We start from the raw sequence: 19,095 nt of genomic DNA, 5'->3' as shown, positions 1-19,095 counted from the left end.
ACTGCATATTCTCTATTTATCTTTTTTCGACCATGCCACCCCAAGGGCGACGATGATGAAATAGAAAAATTTGAAGCGGTGTCTGAGCGCCGTTCCGGCATTTGAAATGCCAAGCCCGAAAATCAGCCATCCGGCAAGAATGCTCAGCAGCAGAATCCCCAATATGGGACGTTTCCTGATGACATCAATATTCCTGATAAATACCGCGAGAGCGAAAAGGTAGAATACCCCGTCCAGGAAGAAGCTGATCAGATCGCTCACGTTCCTGACGCTCCATGGCATTGGTGAAGCAATGAAGTAGATCACTTTGATGGGCGAGAACAGAACGACCTGGAACAAATTATTGACCTCGAGTCCTGTCAGATACGCGGTATCCCCCCTGCTCGATGTAAATGCTTCGTAGATGTTGTCATTGTTGTTCAGTACCTGGTCCACCTTGTTGAAAATCGGCAGTCCGGAAACGATATTCGGAAAAACCAGGACATAGGTCATGATCAGTGTAAATATACTGAAGGGTACAACGGATTCCACTGTGAATTTGAATGCTTTTTGATCATGCCGGTAAAAGATGAATCCAAACAGATAGCCGATCAGTATCCCGATGATTGCCGAATGGAACGCGGCACCAAAGAGGACCAATATGACACTCGAAAAGGCACTGATTCGTTCTTTTTTCCTAAACCATCTGATAAAGCAATAGAGCGACAGGACGACCAGCAGTGAAATGATGGACTCCCTAAGCAATATGCTTGAGAATATCAGCGAATGCGGAAAGAACCCCATAACCAGTACAAGGATCATCTGGGTGCGATGCGGCACTTCCAGCATTCTGAAGATCCGAATCACGATCAGGATTGCTGAGATTGCGACCAGTATATTGAGATACTGGACGAACAGCCTGTCATCTCCGTAAATATGGAATAGAATCCCCAATAGATGTGAATACACACCGCCGTAGATGGATTCGCTCAGCAGGGATAAATCCGCTGCAACCCTCATGCCTGTCGCGTAGAAGTTTTCTGTGTCATCCCCGCTGTGCGGCACCGTAAACAGATCCTTTTTGTAAAGGTCGACCAACAGCAGAAACACTCTCGTGACGAAGCTGAGAAAAATGACAAGAAGAAATTCTGAGTATCCGATCAGAAGTGACAGCAGCAGTAAAATTGAAGTGATGCATATGAATGTCACTGTCAGATACGTGCTGTCCGGGAAATAATAATGATTCATTGCAGAGCCGATAAACAGATATATTAGCGTAACAATCCATATGAGCAGCATTTGCCACCTCCAGAATCGGACTTAGTATTTCCTTGTATAGAGTATGGTTGAAACCTGCGCAACCAAAACAATGAATGCTGAGATGATTGCCACGATGAAAGCGCCGCTTATTCCGAAAGGCACGATGAACAAAATCGACAGGACTACTGTAAAAATGAAGTTCGCCATCTGGAGTATGACCTGGATATTATAGAGATTGAATATATTGAGCGCCATTTCAAGCGACTTCTCAAATACGATCAGACTGATGAATACGCCGAGCAGCAGCATCTCTGTCTGGTAGCCTTCAAACTGCGCGCCATAGACGAACACCAGGATGTCATTCCCATACAGTATCAGGATGATATTGCCGGCAAGCAGCACGATTACATAGAGCGCCATCAATTTTAGGAATGACGTATAGAACCTCCGCAGACTCTTTGCTGCGGCTGACGCGAATTCGGCAATCAGGCTCTGGTTGATGGTGATCACAATATTCAGCGCAATAGCTGAGAAGTACATGATGGTCGCGTAAATACCTAGGTCTTCCACGCTGTGGTAATGCTCCAGGATGTAACGGGGAATATTTGCATTCAGGGAAGACAGCAGTCCGACGACGGACAGCCCGAGTCCCAGCCAGAAAATATGCTTGAAATGCATTCTCCCAAACAGCCGCGCCTGGTAATTGTCATAGGATGAAAATTTCTTGTCATACATGTAATAGACGAGCACCTGTGAAATCAGCAGGCTTATTATCGCAACCATCAGAGAGTGCGTAACGAATACAGCCACTGCGAAAAGAGAGAGTGTCACGATGCTTTTGATGATTTTGGAATGTGCCAAAAAATTTATATTGGATTCCGCAATGTTTTCCGTGTAGATGAAATCCTCTTTCGTCTCGAAGAATTTGAACACACTGAACAGTATCAGACAGATTATTTCATAGGGATTGAGATCAAGCGTCAGTGCAAAAACCGCCATTGAAAACAGGAAGATATAGTTGAGAATGCTTCTGAATCTGGAAAACATCGTATACCCGTAGCTGTATTTCCTCTGCGTCGGTACAAGATCGGAAAACGAGAATCTGCTGAACAGTACGAGCGGTGCAACGATTGCCAGAAAGTAGGAAAACAATCCCATTTCATATAATCCGATCATTCTTGTGATGAGGATGACCTGAATCCATTGGTTCAATGAAAAGAGCAGGGTGGAGCATACATGCAGGATTTTATCTCTCATATCGTATACCTTCAGAGCCGCTGGTCTTACCTGACGGACCGTCCTCAGTGTTACTGCATTCCATTCCTGTTAATCCCGTATCATTTTTCCCTGGATCATACCCCGGTTTTCCTGTCCTTTGTTTGAGCATGATCGACACTCCCCTTCTTTGGAGAAACCCCTAATGCACCCACTGCCGGGATTTCAAGAATGCGAAAAATGCTTATTTATTTTTTGTCAGATGCGGACCATTCCGGCCCTTTCTCCGTTTGTTCTTCAAACACCGCTTTTCCACTGAATATTTTTCATAAACCGAACCGCTTTTTATAATCTCCACACAGTCTGTGTCCCGCGCAGGTCTTCTGTTTCAATGATTCCCTTGATGTCGATGACGAGGCCGTCATCACTCAGATAATCAAGATACGCTCTCTTATTCCTACGGTACTCATCGTGGCATACCGCAAACATCATGACATTCGTCTTCCCAAGATCTTCTTTATCTTTCAGATCGATATCATAAAATCTTTTCGCTTCATCAGGATCAGCCACAGGATCATTCACCGCAATATTGAAGCCAAACTCATGGAGTTCTTTAATGAGGTTGATGACTTTAGTATTCCTCAAGTCCGGTGTATTCTCCTTGAAAGTCAGACCCAGCATATTGATTGTTGCCCCCTGCACCACAAGGCCTTTACACAGCATCGTTTTGACCATCGATGAAATAATATGTTTGCATATATTGTCATTGATCCGCCTGCCGGCGAGAATCACTTCCGGATGGTGACCCACTGCCTGGGCCTTATGGGTCAGATAATACGGGTCCACCCCGATACAATGTCCGCCGACAAGCCCCGGAGAAAACTTCAGAAAGTTCCATTTCGTCCCGGCGGCTTCCAGCACCTCTCTGGTACTGATGCCGAGTTTGTTGAAAATGACTGCCAGTTCGTTCATCAGCGCGATATTGACATCCCGCTGTATATTTTCAATGACCTTGGCCGCCTCTGCGACCTGAATGCTTTCCGCTTTATATACGCCGGCTTTAACAACGGAATTGTATACTTCAGCGATAATATCCGTCACTTCCGGTGTCTGTCCGCTGACCACTTTCGTTATCTTCTCAAACGTATGCTCACGGTCTCCTGGGTTGATCCGTTCCGGGGAATAGCCGACAAAGAAATCCCTGCCGCATACAAGTCCCGAAAACTGTTCCAGTACCGGCACACAGATCTCTTCGGTCGCTCCCGGATACACTGTCGACTCGTAGACGACGATAGCATCTTCAGTGAGTACAGAACCGACTGTTTCACTCGCTTTGATCAATGGACCGAGATCCGGCTGGTTATGTTCATTGATCGGCGTCGGCACCGAAACGATGATGAAATCGACCGAACGAAGCACTTCCTTGTCAGAAGTGAACTTTACATCCGTCAGTTCAAATTTCTGCCTGTCCACTTCATTCGTCCGGTCGTATCCTCCTTTCAGTTCCTCTATCCGGCTGTCATTGATATCGAAACCGATGACTTCCCCGATTTTGCCGAAGGCGACCGCTACAGGAAGACCGACATATCCGAGTCCGACAACACCAATTTTCCTATTCATCCTGCATCACTCATTTCATATATATGCTGAAACTTATTGAAGAGCGATAATATAATCTGTTCACTAAGCCACCTTGTTTTTGCTGTAGTAAGCCAGATACCATTCGATAAAATGATTGACCCCGGTCTGTATATCCGTAGAGGGCCTGAAGTCAATATTGCGGTAGAGATCCTCCACATCGGCATAGGTTTCAGGCACATCCCCGGGCTGCAGCGGCATGTAATGCTTTTCAGCCGTTTTGCCGAGCCCGTTTTCGATCGCCTCGATGAATGCCATCAGTCTGACCGGCGCATTATTACCGATGTTATATATTTTATACGGTGCATTGCTTGAACTTGGATCTGGCTTGTTCCCGCTCCATGCAGGATCCGGTTGCGGTGTCTGACCCGAGAGCCTTGCGATCGCTTCAACGATATCATCCACATATGTGAAGTCCCGCATCATTTCGCCGTTGTTGTAGACATCGATCGGTGCGTCTTCCAAAATAGCCTTAGTAAATTTGAACAAAGCCATATCCGGTCTCCCCCACGGACCATATACCGTAAAGAACCTTAAGCCGGTTGTCGGCAGACGGTACAGATGACTGTATGTGTGGGCCATCAGTTCATTCGCTTTTTTCGTTGCAGCATAGAGACTGAGCGGGTGGTCGATATTGTCTGTAGTGGAGAAAGGCTTCACAGTATTGGCTCCATAGACCGAACTGGAGGAGGCATAGATGAGCTGCTCCACCTCGTGATGCCTGCACCCTTCCAGAATATTGGTAAACCTGTTGATGTTGCTTGTGATATAGGCATGCGGATTTTCCATGCTGTATCTGACCCCTGCCTGGGCTGCCAGATTGATTACTATATCCGGTTTCTCCTCTCGGAAAATCTTCATCACCTTATCTGTATCTGATATGTCCACCTCATAGTTTTTAATCCTGTTTTGGAGCAGCAGATTCAAACGGTCTTTCTTAAGATTGACATCATAATAACTGTTGAGATTGTCGATGCCTATGACCGTATGCCCATCATCCAGGAGCCTTCCTGAAAGATGGGAGCCGATGAACCCGGCACTTCCTGTAACCAGTATCTTCTTCATCAAGTGCACCTGTCCTTTCTTTCACTTCAGTTCATAGAACAATTGAGGTGAAATTCTGACCTGAAACGATATGAACATAGTTCCTGCACAAATAGTTGAAATACTGTGCTTCACCCTCTAGCCTCTGCGTATCGTTTTGATCATTGTTTCCGTATGTTCTCCGAATATCGCTTTTCCGCTGACCATCTGAGGAAACCAGACGGACTGCCCGGATATGTTGATCTCCAGAAGAACAATTTCATCTTCTGCATCCAGTGTAAAATCCCAGGAGACGATTCTCATGTGCGGTGTCTTTTCATGCATTTCCTTTGCCACTCTGATGAGACTATCTATCTTTGGCAGCTTATGATTTTCAAATACAGTGCCGGTATCCGGATGGGATTTATGCACCTCTCTGAAATACGTTATTCCCTCACTGCCGAGTACTCCTTCGTCAGATACAGCCACAGACACGCCTCCGGCCTGTATATTGTCGACATGACTGCCGTTCCTCCCCATACTCAATGTAATGGGGGCATGGAAAACCTCATCTTCAATAAGATAAGTGATGACTCTCAGGGTATTTATAGAATCAGGATACAGTTCTTTGAGTTTGCTGCTCGGAATGATTTTTTCCTGTACAATATAATCTTCTTGATAGGATTCAAGGACTTCATCCAAAGGTCTCTGATTGCGCTGATTCACGCCATTACGGAAATCAAAGAGCGCAACTGAATCACCGGAACTCGAATCGAGTGTGGGTTTGATCACCACATCCCCTTTGTTTTCGAGAATGGAAACTGCCTTTTCTCTGGTAATGATTTTCCTGTCGCCGGTATAGAAGATACCACTGTTGTTGATGATGTAGGTATCGGGCATCCTGACACCTTCAATATCCTGATAATACATGGGCAGGAAACTCTTATCACTGATCATCCGCCCCTTCTCCCGGTTATTGAGCTTTCTTTCCAGTCTGGTGGTAAAGAGTATCTCGGGAAAATATTTTTTGTTATAGTGGCCGGAATAACTCTGATACAGACGGTGCCATCTGGTGGAGATTTTCTTCCCATAATGCTTTTTCCACAGCTTTTGGATCTCATTTTCCTGCTGCGTGCTGATTTGCACGTCTCGGTACAAGTTCCTTTTCCGAAGTATATTGAAGTATTCCCCCGCTATAATCTTTACAAGATAAAAAGAGTTGGTGGCTTTCAACAAACCGTCCGTTGTTGATTTGACATAACTGTTCATTTTCAAAACCGTTCCTCCTCAGTTTTTCAGCCGTAAATCACTACTAAATAGTTGACCGGTGGAGTGTCATGGGAATATATTCTACTTACATAAAACCCCGATTATATTCCCTGACTATTTCCCGACCGGGCTTAAACACTGTTTCAGGCGAAAATTTTATCTACGTGGATCCGCTCTCTGAATGATCCTATAACACGGCTGATTTCTTCCACTGTCATTTTTGTGTCGGACGGAAGGCAGATACCATTTTCAAAAAGGAATTTAGAGTTATCTTCTCCTTCACTGAAATAGTCATAACCGGCAAATAGCGGCTGCATATGAAGCGGTTTCCAGACAGGCCGTGCTTCTATATTATTTTCAGCCAGATGCTTTATGACTTCAGCTGCAGTGACTCCTAATATTTTTGAATCTATGGTCAGTGCAGACAACCATCTGGTATGGAATGAACCTTTAAGTTCCGGCATGAATTCCACTGCTTCCACATCACCTAAGCCATATACATATTGTTCGAAAATAGCTCGCTTCTGTCTGATCCGTTCTTCAAGAATTTCCATCTGCCCTCTTCCAATTCCTGCACAGATATTGCTCAGACGATAGTTATATCCGATATTCTCATGTTGATAGTGGGCTGCTGTTTCTTTCGATTGAGTCGCTTTCTTAAGCGCTTTTTTGATCATTATCTCTTCATCTGAAATGAGCATTCCCCCGCCCGAAGTGGTAATGATCTTATTGCCGTTAAAGGAAAAAACGCCGAATTTCCCGAATGTCCCACTCATTCGTCCTTTGTAGACCGCACCGAGTGACTCTGCGGCATCTTCAATAATAGGGACCCCATATTTATCACAAATTCCAACAAGCTTATCCATCTGGGCGGACTGTCCGTAAAGATTGACGATGATGACCGCTTTTGGCAGTTTTTCGTGTGTTTTGTAAAACTCCAGGGCTTCCTCCAACGCAACAGGAGACATATTCCAGGTCTCCAGCTCTGAGTCAATGAATACAGGCCTCGCTCCCAGATAAAGGATTGGATTTGCGCTCGCGACGAAGGTCAATGAAGAGCAAAAGACGATATCATCTTTGCCTACATCCAACAAATCGAGCGCAAGATGTATCGCACCTGTACCGCTTGATACTGCACAAGCTGCTTTTATGCCTGTATATTCCTTAATCTGATTTTCAAATACATCGATGTTATTTCCAACTGGTGCAATCCAGTTTGTTTTGAATGCTTCTTTTACATATTTCCTTTCATTACCGCCCATATGGGGGGATGATAATAGTATTCTAGTTTGAGACATGATCTAGTCACCTCTCCCTTAATTGGTATCTGATGCGTCAGGAACACATACAGATATAAATGAATGATTATCTGATAGTCAGCAGTGGAATATCTATAAAAACATCCAGTTGCCTGCAGCATTCTGTAATATACCCGACCAAGAGATATTACAGAGCAATAATCATCCAGTCTTAAGACGTCTTTGTTGCGTCTCTGCTTTGTTCGTATTAAATGCTTCTAAAATAGTATTTCTTTCTGGTTGATGCCGTTCATGCTTCTTTTATCTGATGAAAGTTCATAATCCAGTCTTTTCCGGTGGACACCGGTTCGGGCATAATGAATCTGCTGAATAATGGAAGCGGGTCTCAAAATGCAAAGTAAATCAGGTCAGATCCACTTCATACACACCAAGTAAACTTGTAGCTATAATGATCTATATTCATCAATTCCGAGCAACGTCATACCAGTATCCTAGCCTGCACTCACTTGTTCCAGTTCTTCCCGCTGCAAGTTTTCCTGACTGACAAAACTGAGCAACATTTCTTTCAATTCGTTTTCATCAATGCTCAGAAAAGTCTTGAGCTGTGCTTCAATGATGCTGAGTGATGATTCCGTAACCCTGCCCCGGTATATCTTTGCATATACCTGTTCAGGATGGATTTCCTCTTTTTTCAAAAGTTCCTCGTAAAGTTTCTCGCCGGGCCGTATACCAACAAACTCGATGCCGATATCCTCTTCTGCAAAACCGCACAGACGAATCATATTTTTAGCGAGGTCGACAATTTTCACAGGCTCTCCCATATCCAGCACAAACACTTCACCGCCTTCGGCTAATGTACTTGCCTGGATGACCAATCTTGAAGCCTCCGGAATTGTCATGAAGTATCTTGTCATCCTTGGGTCCGTCACCGTGACAGGACCACCCAGCTGAATCTGTTTTTTGAACTTGGGCACGACCGACCCCCGGCTGCCCAGGACATTTCCGAACCTTACCGCGACAAGCGTCGTGTCAGCGCATTTTTTATCCAGCGCCTGCACGATCATTTCAGCCATTCTCTTTGTAGCCCCCATCACATTCGGGGGATTGACTGCCTTGTCTGTCGATATCATGACGAATTTCCTTGCAATGAAATAACAGGCTGCTTCTGCAGTGTTTTTAGTCCCGACCACATTGTTTTTCACTGCTTCCTGCGGATTGTACTCCATCATCGGCACATGCTTATGCGCTGCTGCATGATAGACGATATCCGGACGGTACTTTTCAAATACTTTGAACATCCTTTTGCGGTTCTGTACATCAGCGATAATCGGCACGTAGCTGATGTTGTCATTCTTATTGTCCAGCACCTCTTCCAATATCGTATAGATACTGTTTTCCCCATGTCCGAGCAGCAATATTTTACGCGGCTGGAACTTTGCGATCTGACGGACGATTTCTGAACCGATACTGCCGCCTGCACCCGTGACGAGTATCGTTTTATCCGTCACCTCTTCTTCGATACCTTCTATATCCAGTTCTACAGGTTCGCGTCCGAGCAGATCTTCGACTTCAACCCGTTTCAGCATATTGACTTCCAAACGGCCGGACAGGATATCTTCTATGTTCGGCATAATCAGCACATCTACACCATCAATATTAGCAAGTGCATGGATTTTTTTAAGTTCCTTTTTACTGAGAGAGGGTATGGCGATAACGACTTTTTTAATGTCATATTTTTTTATCAGCCGTTCGATATCCTCACGTTTTCCTTCGACCTTTACCCCTCCTCCAAGTTCCATGTTCTGCTTGGATGGATGATCATCTACAACCACCACTGGATTCATGCCCATAGCCGGATTATCCAGCATCTGTTTGATGAGCAGAGATCCGCCTTTTCCTGCCCCGAAGATGAGCGTCCTTGTCATTTTAGGACCATGTGATTTTCTGCCGTTCAATTGGTGATGAATCAACTTCCACGATAACCGTGATCCGCCGATGAAAATCAGATGCATCATCCATGTCACGACCATCAGCCGCATAAAAGTCATTTCAAACAGGAGAAACGTCAATATGGATGTTGCGACCATCGTGGCGGTTACGGCCTGCGTAATTGAAATCAGTTCCCTGACACTAGCATATTCCCATGCCCGGTGATAAAGATTGAAAATATAAGCAAATAGATGGTGGTTTACAAGGAGCAGCACTGCTGTGACCCCTAATACAGTCAGTGAATACTCCGAGAAAAACGGCATGAGAATGTAGTAGCCGATAAACACCGAAAAAGTGACGATTAACGAATCGACAAAGAGAAAGAGAAAATAGCGTTTCTTAGCACCCATATTATCCTCTTCTTTCCGATGCACCCTTATTTGATTTTTTGAATGCACCCTTAAGCATTCTTGTAATTGCTTGGATGATTTCACTATGACCTCTCTAAGTGAAATCTCCTCTGCACGCTTCTAATAAATTCATTTTTTACTTACACTTTTCCAAACGACGTATAGACTCCTGCAGCATGACGTCTCTTTTCTTCTCATTCATCTCCTCCCGATCACTCATATTCCAGCACCCGTTGCAATTTGAGTGGACATTTTATAAAATCATACAGTCGCATTTCTATTTATAAGCTTCTGCACAATTCCCCTTTTAAAACAGTCATCCTCAATCCCTGCATGATGTCATGATTGAGCAATCGTGCGCATCCTAATTTATAAGATATACAAATATCTTCTTTATTTAAAAATCAACCGTCATGCGACGCCTGATAGTAATAGTAATCGTCTTTTGTTTTATGTTTTGTATACCGGTTATTTAGAACAATACCAATGATATTGGCATCCGCTTTGTTCAACAGTTCTTTTGCTTCCAGCAGATGATCGCGATTATTATTCTCCACATCAGTGACCAGAATCACTCCATCCGCCCGCTTGCTTAAGAGCTGGGCATCCGTTACAGATAACAATGGTGGTGAATCTATTATTATCATTTCATATTGGAATTTGAGTTTATCTACAAATTGAGCCAATTTTTTGGACGACAGCAATTCCGATGGATTCGGCGGAATCGGTCCCGATGTAATCAGATCGAGCATATCGAACTCTGTTTTAATGACCAATTCTTCCAGAGAGATATCGTTAACAATAGCCGTGGATAACCCTTTTTGGTTACCGACATCAAATGTATAATGACATGTCGGCCGTCTCAGATCTCCATCAAGCAGCAATGTTTTTTTACCCGCTTGCGCATAGGCGATTGCCATATTGGCTGCAATCGTGGACTTCCCGGCACTCGGCACAGCGGATGTAAAAAGAACCGATCTGATTGGTTTATCGATACTGGAATACATGATATTGGTCCTGATAGTACGAAACTGTTCGCTTACAGTGGAATGCGGTTTGGTGGCAACGATAATCTTCTTGGGACCTGCAACTGCATTGCTCATCTTCCTGCCCTTCATCGTCCGGACCCCCTCTTATTCTTCTATCCTTGATACTGACCCGACCACAGGGATATCAAGGTGTCTCTCCACTTCTTCTTCATTTTTAACTGATTTATCAAAGTAAGCTCTGGAAAAAGCCAGAACCAGACCGAGTATCAGACCAAAAACAGTTCCTACAGTAATATTGATCAAAGGATTTGGGGACACAGGTTCTGTATCCGCTTCCAAATTTGGCGGTGAAAGGATAGAAACATTGTCGACATTCATGATGCCCGTCACCTGTTCCTGAAAAACCCCTACTATCTCATTCACAATACGTTCAGCCTCTGCCATACTCTCAGCCGTCACAGTTACACTAAGCACCTGTGACTGTTCCTGGTTGTTAACTTCAACCTGATCAGAGAGGCTCGAAAAAGACCGATCCAGTTCCAGATTATTGATGACGCTCTCCAAGACAATAGGACTTTGTATGATATCACTGTACGTTCCAATCAATTGAAGGCTGGTTTCAATATCCTGATTGTTCATATTCTCCGCCTCTTCGGATTGACTGACCAAAATCTGCGTCTGGGCTTGGTAACGCGGAGGGATTAAAAAGAAAGTAATGAGAGCAGCGATGCTTCCAACCACCAGAGCCAAAATAATAAGTGAAGTCATATTTTTCTTTATAATCTCCAAAGCTTTTTCCAGATTCACTGATTCTCCCATACCCTCACCCCAGTCAGTAAGATTATATATTATTATATTTATATATATCACAGTTATGGATTCACTTGAGGTAACTACATTACTTTTTACAACATTTATGTACTTTTAATCATTATAAGCAGAAGACGATAAATATGCAATATATTTTTGAATATTCAGTTAAATATTGTGAAACACAAGTGATAATGTCCTAGGTAATCACAAATGAAAATGTCCCGGTCTGGTATACACTATAGAGAATACATATCAGGAGGGAACATCATGAAGGAGTATCTGACGATGAAGGAACAGGATAAGTATCGCGTCATCAAAGCCGTCGTGAATGGACAGAAAACAAAGACGAGAGCGGAGATTGAGTTGAATCTCACCCGGAGACAGATCAACCGGCTGATCCAGACCTACCGGAAAAACGGCCGACAGGGATTCCAGCATGGCAACGCCGGCCGAAAACCCGCCACAACCCTTGACCCGCATCTGAGACGGACAATCATCCGGTTGTACCGGACAAAGTATGAAGGGTATAACTTTAAGCATTTTCATGAAAAATTGAGAGAGACTGAACACATCCCCATTTCCTATACGGCCCTGTTAACCATTATGGACAGGGTTAATACGCTGTCTCCGAAAGCGAACCGGCAGACAAAGCGGCGGATGAAAGACCGGCTGAAACAGAAAGCGCAGTCTGCCAGTCATATGACCCGACGGGAAGAAGCCTTACTGGTGGAAGTGAGTCTGGTGGACCCGGTCAAAGCCCATCCGACCCGGCCACGGGCCAAAGCGTTTGGAGAACGCCTTCAGATGGATGCCTCCATGCACAAGTGGTTTGGAGAGAAACACGATTACGCCCATCTGCACATTGCCATCGATAATTGTACCCGTCAGATTGTCGGGGCCTGGTTTGATCATCAGGAAACGTTAAACGGGTACTACGCGATCACGGAACAGTGCTTAACACAGTATGGCATCCCGTACCGCCTGTTGACGGATAATCGCACAGTCTTTAATTATGAAACCAAAAGAGGCTCCCGGGACGACACCCCGAGAGCCAATACCCAATATGGATATGCATGTCAGACGCTGGGGATCGAGCTTTCGACGACTTCCATCCCCCAAGCCAAAGGCCGCGTAGAGCGGGCTTTCGGCACGTTACAAGACCGGCTAGTGAAAGCACTAGCTGAACACAATATTACCTCTGTTGCGACCGCAAATCAATTTTTGGAAACCTATATCCCCCAGTTTAACCGTCGGTTTGCCGTGAATCCGGCCCCGTATCCCTCGGTATTCGAAACGTTGCCTGCCGAGCTTGACTTGAACCAAATCCTCGCCCGGTTCGAGTTTCGGACGATTGATAACGGCCATGCGATCCAGTATAAGAACAAGAAATATAAATTGATCACAGAGACCGGCAAGGCTGTCTACTTGAACAGAAAAACCAGGGTCATGGTGATTGAAACCCGGACGGGACAGCTGTTTGTGTCTCATCAGGACCAGATCTATGCCCTGGAAGAGATTCCGGCCGTCGACGCCCACGCCGCTGCATTCGAGCCGGTGCCCCAGAAAACGATCCGCAGTATTTGGATTCCGCCGCTCTCGCATCCGTGGAAGCAGCGCTCTTATGAACAGTACCTGCAGCGCCTGGAACGCAGACAAAACAAACGCCGGCATCCCCAGTGAAAAGCACAGGGGACGCCGGCCGGAAAGTAAACGCTAAATCTTAAATACCTGGGACATTTTCATTTGTGGTTGACATAGATATTTGAATATTCTGATTATTTTTTCAAAATTATGTAAATTATTAATGATATAGACATATATTAATAAATCTCTTTTTCTCCGTATCTTTTCAACTTAACTTACTTCATTCCTCTTTATATATGACAATTTCCGCTGATATTATTATCTCCATTAAAAAATCCTCATTCGAATAATAATTCGAATGAGGATTTTTTTTCAAGTAATTTATTCCTGATTATTCTTTGCTATTATACGGACCCTTTACCTCTTACTACTTGCATGAAGGTCATCCATAGTATTTTGATATCCAACCAAAAATTTTCATTTTCTATGTACCATAAATCATACTCTATCTTCTTTCCATGATTTACATCACTTCGACCGTTCACTTGAGCCCAGCCTGTTATCCCCGGCTTTACTTCAAGTCTTCTCTTTTGTTTTGCATCATAATGCTGAGTGATTTGTATGATTTCCGGTCTTGGACCTACAATACTCATATCACCTTTTAGCACATTAATAATTTGTGGCAGTTCATCAACAGAATATTTTCTAATAAAAGCTCCTATATTAGTAACGTTTGGATTATGCCCAATAGCACTTTTAAAAACAAAAGCATCCGGCACTCTACCATTCCAATTTTCATATGGATCATTATTAGAGTGAGTGCCTACCACTTCATTATTTACTTTCATTGATCTGAATTTATACATTTCAAAAGTTTCTTCATTCAAACCACTTCTTTTTTGCTTAAATAATACAGGACCATTGTCTTCTTTCTTGATTTTATAAGAACCATATACGAGGAGAGGGCTAACAACTATAAGTGCTACGGTACTTACACCGATATCAAGAACTCTCTTAGAGATTCTGTTCAATATACGACTGAACTTCCTTGATGTTTTCACGTTCTTCATCGTTAAGCTCTGACTCATTTTTAACACCTCCTATACCATTGGCTATTCCTATGACTTTGGAAGGTTTAGTAATACTATCGATAATAATTTCGCCATCAAGACCCATGATACCGCCTGCTACAACTGACTGGTTTTTAATTGTATCTCTACCAATGACTTTACTAAATTCCGAATTAATTCTCGAATTAATATAACCATCCATAATTTCTTGTGATTGTCGAACATCCAATCTTCTTACTTCATGTCCTTTTTCTAAAGATAATTTGATAAATTCTTTTGAGAAATTCCCTATTCCTCCGTCTAAACATAAAGAATTTTGTTTTAATATATCTAAATATTTAACATCAATAATTTCATCAGCACTTACACAAGAAACTAAGCAATCCACTTTAACTTTAGTATCTCCATAATGGATTAGGTTTTGATCAAATGTTATTTGTCTTAAAGCCTCTACACAAGTTCTCACTTTATTCTTATTACGTCCATAGAGAAATATATCTGCATTTCTTTCAGATAATCTTAGAGCTAACTTAAAAGCTATATTCCCAGTTCCATAAATTGCTATAGATTGCTCTGAAATATTTTTGTCAAAATAATTTAATAAAGTTAAATCAGCTGCTTCCATTGTTAAATCATTAGGTTTATAGTCTATTTTATTCGTTATTTGTGCTTCATCATACAGTGAAATCCCCTGTTTTTTTTCAGTATCAAGTAAAAAGAATATGTTACTTTGATTATATTCCTCTATAATCATTTTAAGGTACTCAAGATTCGTTACTAAGAAATTCGAATTCATATTATTAAATATATTTTTATCAGGTAGTTTCAAAAGGTTGTTATTATGTTTAGATGTAGTACTCAGAACTATGAATTTCACTTTTTAATCACACTTTCGAATACTGATAATTGTTTCTCAATAACATCATTTTCGTTATAGAGTTTATGCGCACGTTTGTAGCTTTCCAATTTCATACTTTCTAATAAATCTTGATTATTATAAAGCTGAATGATTTTATCTCTGATTAAATCCTCTCGTTTTATATCAACCAAGAAACCAGAAACTCCATCAAGCACTTCTTCTCTTGAACCTCTTATGTTTGTAGCAATAATTGCATTCTTCATTGCCATTGCTTCTATAATTGACCTTGGCATACCCTCACGATATGAAGGAAGACAAAAAACATCGCTTATAAATAGATACTCGTTAATATTATCTATTTGTCCTGTGAAAATCACATTTTCTCTATTGCTAAATTCTTCAATTTTTTCATTTATAGTAGCATCTCGCTCTTTCTCAGGAAACTCTCCAACAACTACTATTTTAATATTTTCCGATAATTCTTCAGATGCTTTCAATAAGTCGAGTATTCCTTTTTCTTCAACAAGCCTGCCTACAAATGTAACTATAAAATCACTATCTTTAAAATCTAACTTTTGTTTCATTTCTAAAAGATTTTGGAAATTTTTAAAATTAAACTCGTATTCTAAATCTACTCCATTACTGATCCAAAGCATCCTATCCTCGGGTCTAAACTTATTATTAACTGCTAAATCATAATCTTCCTTACTTTGAGTAAATATAAAATCAGTAAAGTATTTCCCCATAAATTTCTCAATTCCAAAGAAAAGTTTATATTTCTTTTTAGGCATATCATCATGGAAATAGAAACCATGTGCTGTATATATTATATTAGAAACTTTGGCAAGCTTCCCAGCTATTCTAGCAAGAACTGAAGCAATTGGAGTGTGTACATGCAATATTTCAGGTCTGATCTGTTTTAAAATTTTCATGATATTTAGTACTGACTTCAGGTTACTCATAGGTTTGATTTTTCTTTCAATATCAACGTTATGCACTATGTAACCTTGGGATTCTAACTGCTTTTTATAAGGACCTTCGCTCGTTATTATATGCACTTCATAACCAGCTTTTTTTGTCTTTTCATTTAAATTCGCCAATAGTTTCACAATAGAATAGTCAATAGCAGCAACTTGTACAACCTTTGGTTTCATTTACAGCCTCCAGATAGATTGATTAGCCTTTATATCACTATCTTTTATAATGCCTTTAATATCGAAAATAATACCACCTTCTGAAACTAAATTTAGATAGTCTACTTTATTTTCTCTATAGTCATTATGAGGTATAGCGAAAACAACTACCTTTGACCGTCTTAATTCATCTTTTTTCTTTAATTCTATGTTATAAAATCTCTCTGCTTCGACAGGGTCAGCTTCAACATCATTTACCACAACATTCAAGCCGAAGTCTTGCAACTCTTTAATCACTTCTATGATTTTGGTGTTTCTCAAATCTGGTGTATTTTCTTTAAATGTTAATCCTAAGACGTTAACAGTTGTTCCCACCACTGTTATTCCTTTTTTTAACATTTGTTTAATGATGGATGACGCAATATGATTTGCCATACTGTCGTTGATTCTTCTACCCGCTAAAATCACTTCAGGATGATGGCCTAATTCTTGGGCTTTATGTGTTAAGTAGTATGGATCTACACCGATACAGTGCCCTCCTACTAAACCAGGTGAGAATTTCAGGAAATTCCATTTAGTTCCTGCGGCTTCAAGGACATCTCTTGTATTAACGCCTACTTTCTCAAAAATAACAGCTAATTCATTCATTAAAGCGATATTTACATCTCTTTGTGTATTTTCAATAACTTTAGCAGCTTCTGCTACTTTAATATTAGCAGCTTTATGTACACCTGCTTTTACCACTGAACCATAAACTTCAGCAACTATATCTAATACTTCTGGTGTTTGACCGCTTACGACCTTAGTAATAGTTTCAAAAGTATGTTCTTTATCACCAGGATTAATTCTTTCAGGAGAATAACCAACAAAGAAATCTTCTCCAGCTTTAAGGTTAGAATATTTTTCAAGTACTGGAACACAATCATCTTCAGTAGCTCCAGGATATACTGTGGATTCATAAACAATAATTGTACCTTCTTTTAATACAGTGCCTACTGTTTCACTTGCTTTTAGTAGAGGTGCCAAATCGGGTTGATTATGCTTATTAATGGGAGTAGGCACAGCTACAATTATAAAATCAGTTTTCTTTAACTCTTCTTTATCGGATGTATATATTATATTAGCTTCTTTTAAATCATTATTCTCAACTTCATTTGTTCGATCATAACCCTTTCGTAATTCTCGAATACGCTCCTCATTTATATCAAAACCAATTACTTTGTGTTTTTTACCGAATGAAACAGCTACGGGTAAACCGACATATCCTAAACCAACAACAGCTATTTTTCTCATTGTATACTTTGTCTCCTATCAATTTTAGTTTATTATATATTAGAACTTGATTATGACACTTAATATTTCAGTTTGTTACTATTTCATTATATGGATATCTTTCCATAACATTTATTCATTAACACAAAATGTTTTATATAATCCATTGGAATTTAAGATTAATAGTATTATGATAGTGTTAAATATTATAATAAGGTTGTGTTTAAAATTATTGGTAAATTATTATCCTTTCGCAGAAATGTAAAAATGAATAAGCTTGTCAAGCAGGGTTTGAAGATTGGAAAAGATCTTCGTATTATGGGTTCACCTGACTTCGGTAGCGAACCCTATTTAATCAGTATTGGAAACCACATAACTATTTCTAGTAATGTCAGATTTGTTACTCATGACGGAGGTACTTGGGTTTTTAGAAAACAAGAAAAATATAAAAACGTAATAAAATATGGGAGAATAACCATACATGATAATTGTTTTATTGGAAGAGACACTATAATTCTACCTAACGTCAGTATTGGTCCCGATTCAGTAATTGCAGCAGGCTCTATAATTACTAAGGATGTTCCTCCTAATACAGTGGTAGCTGGACAACCGGCAAAAGTTATAATGAGTACAGATGAATATGCAGAAAAAAGTTTTGCAAAAAACGTCTCATACGACAAAAAAAATTATAAACACAATAAAAAAGATGAATTGCTAAAAGTTTATCCTTATCCTGAAATTAAAAAGAGTAGATATCAAAATTAATAGCCATTTCGTAACAGAGTAAAAGTCTAATTATTCACAGTAAATAAAAATCTTAACATTTCATAATCTGAAACAAATTACAATAATATGCTTTCTTTTCTATCGCATTCATTTCTTTAGTATTATGTATGTTTTTTATGTTTTTTTTATAGTAATCATTTATATTCATTATTGGAGCAGCTGGTGCTCCCACTGCAATACTGTTATTAGGAATATTTTTTGTTACAATACTACCGGCCCCAATAACGACATTTGATCCTATAACAATGTTAGGCAAGAGTATAACATTTTGACCAATAAACACATTATCTCCAATTTCAATTGTTCCCATTTTATCTGCATAAGGGTTAATTCCCAGGTTTCTTAAAACCCACATTCCCCCATCATGAGTAAAAAACTTAACATCGGCGGTGATTTTTACATTATCGCCGATAGTTATTAAATAAGGTTCAGCACCCAAAACTACAGTTTGATGTATTTCACACCCCAGACCACAATTTAGGATTTTTTTTTCTCTATAATAATCTGCCCTGATTTTTGGGTTGATTTTTCCTAATCTATTTTTAACTTTATATATTAGTTTATTCATAACAAACCTTCTTTCTGTATATTTATTTTAAAGTAAAGA

At 40.8% G+C, this 19,095-nt stretch carries 17 protein-coding genes; 2 read left to right on the top strand and 15 right to left on the bottom strand.

What is annotated here, in order from left to right:
* Positions 1-12 precede the first annotated feature (12 nt).
* From ACKRAT_RS03850 to ACKRAT_RS03805, 10 genes are all read right to left on the bottom strand, one after another.
* The gene (locus ACKRAT_RS03850; RefSeq protein ID WP_411843783.1) at positions 13-1,278 is read right to left on the bottom strand and encodes a hypothetical protein; all 1,266 of its coding nucleotides are present in this window, start codon (positions 1,276-1,278) and stop codon (positions 13-15) included.
* Positions 1,279-1,299: 21 nt separating this feature from the next.
* Positions 1,300-2,496, bottom strand: a complete 1,197-nt coding sequence (locus ACKRAT_RS03845; protein WP_411843782.1) for a hypothetical protein — start codon at positions 2,494-2,496, stop codon at positions 1,300-1,302.
* Positions 2,486-2,626 carry a hypothetical protein gene (locus tag ACKRAT_RS03840; protein WP_411843781.1) on the bottom strand — a complete coding sequence of 47 codons (141 nt, stop codon included), beginning with the start codon at positions 2,624-2,626 and terminating at the stop codon, positions 2,486-2,488. The genes ACKRAT_RS03845 and ACKRAT_RS03840 overlap by 11 nt, the downstream gene beginning before the upstream one ends.
* Before the next feature lie 173 nt (positions 2,627-2,799).
* Positions 2,800-4,074: a nucleotide sugar dehydrogenase gene (locus ACKRAT_RS03835; protein ID WP_411843780.1), complete on the bottom strand. Its 1,275-nt coding sequence runs from the start codon at positions 4,072-4,074 to the stop codon at positions 2,800-2,802.
* A 63-nt stretch (positions 4,075-4,137) separates the two neighbouring features.
* On the bottom strand, positions 4,138-5,157 hold the full coding sequence (locus ACKRAT_RS03830) for an NAD-dependent epimerase (protein ID WP_411843779.1): 1,020 nt from the start codon (positions 5,155-5,157) through the stop codon (positions 4,138-4,140).
* A 117-nt stretch (positions 5,158-5,274) separates the two neighbouring features.
* Positions 5,275-6,384, bottom strand: coding sequence for a sugar-transfer associated ATP-grasp domain-containing protein (locus ACKRAT_RS03825; protein WP_411844407.1), 1,110 nt, complete (start codon positions 6,382-6,384; stop codon positions 5,275-5,277).
* Positions 6,385-6,527: 143 nt separating this feature from the next.
* The gene (locus ACKRAT_RS03820; RefSeq protein ID WP_411843778.1) at positions 6,528-7,682 is read right to left on the bottom strand and encodes a DegT/DnrJ/EryC1/StrS family aminotransferase; all 1,155 of its coding nucleotides are present in this window, start codon (positions 7,680-7,682) and stop codon (positions 6,528-6,530) included.
* A 452-nt stretch (positions 7,683-8,134) separates the two neighbouring features.
* A complete protein-coding gene (locus ACKRAT_RS03815) occupies positions 8,135-9,982 on the bottom strand; it encodes a polysaccharide biosynthesis protein (RefSeq protein WP_411843777.1) in 1,848 nt (615 codons plus the stop codon).
* A gap of 404 nt (positions 9,983-10,386) precedes the next feature.
* Positions 10,387-11,100: a CpsD/CapB family tyrosine-protein kinase gene (locus ACKRAT_RS03810; RefSeq protein WP_411843776.1), complete on the bottom strand. Its 714-nt coding sequence runs from the start codon at positions 11,098-11,100 to the stop codon at positions 10,387-10,389.
* Positions 11,101-11,115: 15 nt separating this feature from the next.
* Entirely contained in the window at positions 11,116-11,790 is a 675-nt protein-coding gene (locus ACKRAT_RS03805; protein WP_411843775.1) for a YveK family protein, read from the bottom strand.
* Between the two features lie 204 nt (positions 11,791-11,994).
* Here ACKRAT_RS03805 and ACKRAT_RS03800 point away from each other — a divergent pair, with 204 nt between their 5' ends.
* Positions 11,995-13,464, top strand: coding sequence for an ISNCY family transposase (locus ACKRAT_RS03800; RefSeq protein ID WP_411843774.1), 1,470 nt, complete (start codon positions 11,995-11,997; stop codon positions 13,462-13,464).
* 308 nt (positions 13,465-13,772) lie between these two features.
* On the opposite strand, the gene ACKRAT_RS03795 is transcribed toward ACKRAT_RS03800, so the two are convergent.
* The 4 genes from ACKRAT_RS03795 to ACKRAT_RS03780 form a co-directional block, all read right to left on the bottom strand.
* Entirely contained in the window at positions 13,773-14,399 is a 627-nt protein-coding gene (locus tag ACKRAT_RS03795) for a sugar transferase (protein ID WP_411843773.1), read from the bottom strand.
* Positions 14,383-15,192: a hypothetical protein gene (locus ACKRAT_RS03790; protein WP_411843772.1), complete on the bottom strand. Its 810-nt coding sequence runs from the start codon at positions 15,190-15,192 to the stop codon at positions 14,383-14,385. The genes ACKRAT_RS03795 and ACKRAT_RS03790 overlap by 17 nt, the downstream gene beginning before the upstream one ends.
* A 119-nt stretch (positions 15,193-15,311) precedes the next feature.
* Positions 15,312-16,451 carry a glycosyltransferase family 4 protein gene (locus ACKRAT_RS03785; protein WP_411843771.1) on the bottom strand — a complete coding sequence of 380 codons (1,140 nt, stop codon included), beginning with the start codon at positions 16,449-16,451 and terminating at the stop codon, positions 15,312-15,314.
* The gene (locus ACKRAT_RS03780) at positions 16,452-17,723 is read right to left on the bottom strand and encodes a nucleotide sugar dehydrogenase (RefSeq protein WP_411843770.1); all 1,272 of its coding nucleotides are present in this window, start codon (positions 17,721-17,723) and stop codon (positions 16,452-16,454) included. It abuts the gene before it with no gap.
* Between the two features lie 246 nt (positions 17,724-17,969).
* Between ACKRAT_RS03780 and ACKRAT_RS03775 the strand changes: the two genes are divergently transcribed.
* On the top strand, positions 17,970-18,467 hold the full coding sequence (locus tag ACKRAT_RS03775) for an acyltransferase (protein ID WP_411843769.1): 498 nt from the start codon (positions 17,970-17,972) through the stop codon (positions 18,465-18,467).
* A 52-nt stretch (positions 18,468-18,519) separates the two neighbouring features.
* Here ACKRAT_RS03775 and ACKRAT_RS03770 read toward each other — a convergent pair whose 3' ends face one another.
* A complete protein-coding gene (locus ACKRAT_RS03770) occupies positions 18,520-19,056 on the bottom strand; it encodes an acyltransferase (protein WP_411843768.1) in 537 nt (178 codons plus the stop codon).
* Positions 19,057-19,095: the final 39 nt, after the last annotated feature.

The sequence above is a fragment of the Salinicoccus sp. HZC-1 genome, assembly GCF_046736035.1.
Classification (GTDB): Bacteria; Bacillota; Bacilli; order Staphylococcales; family Salinicoccaceae; genus Salinicoccus.
The sequence above is the reverse complement of the archived record's forward strand: the minus strand, read 5'-3'. Positions and strand labels throughout refer to the sequence as shown.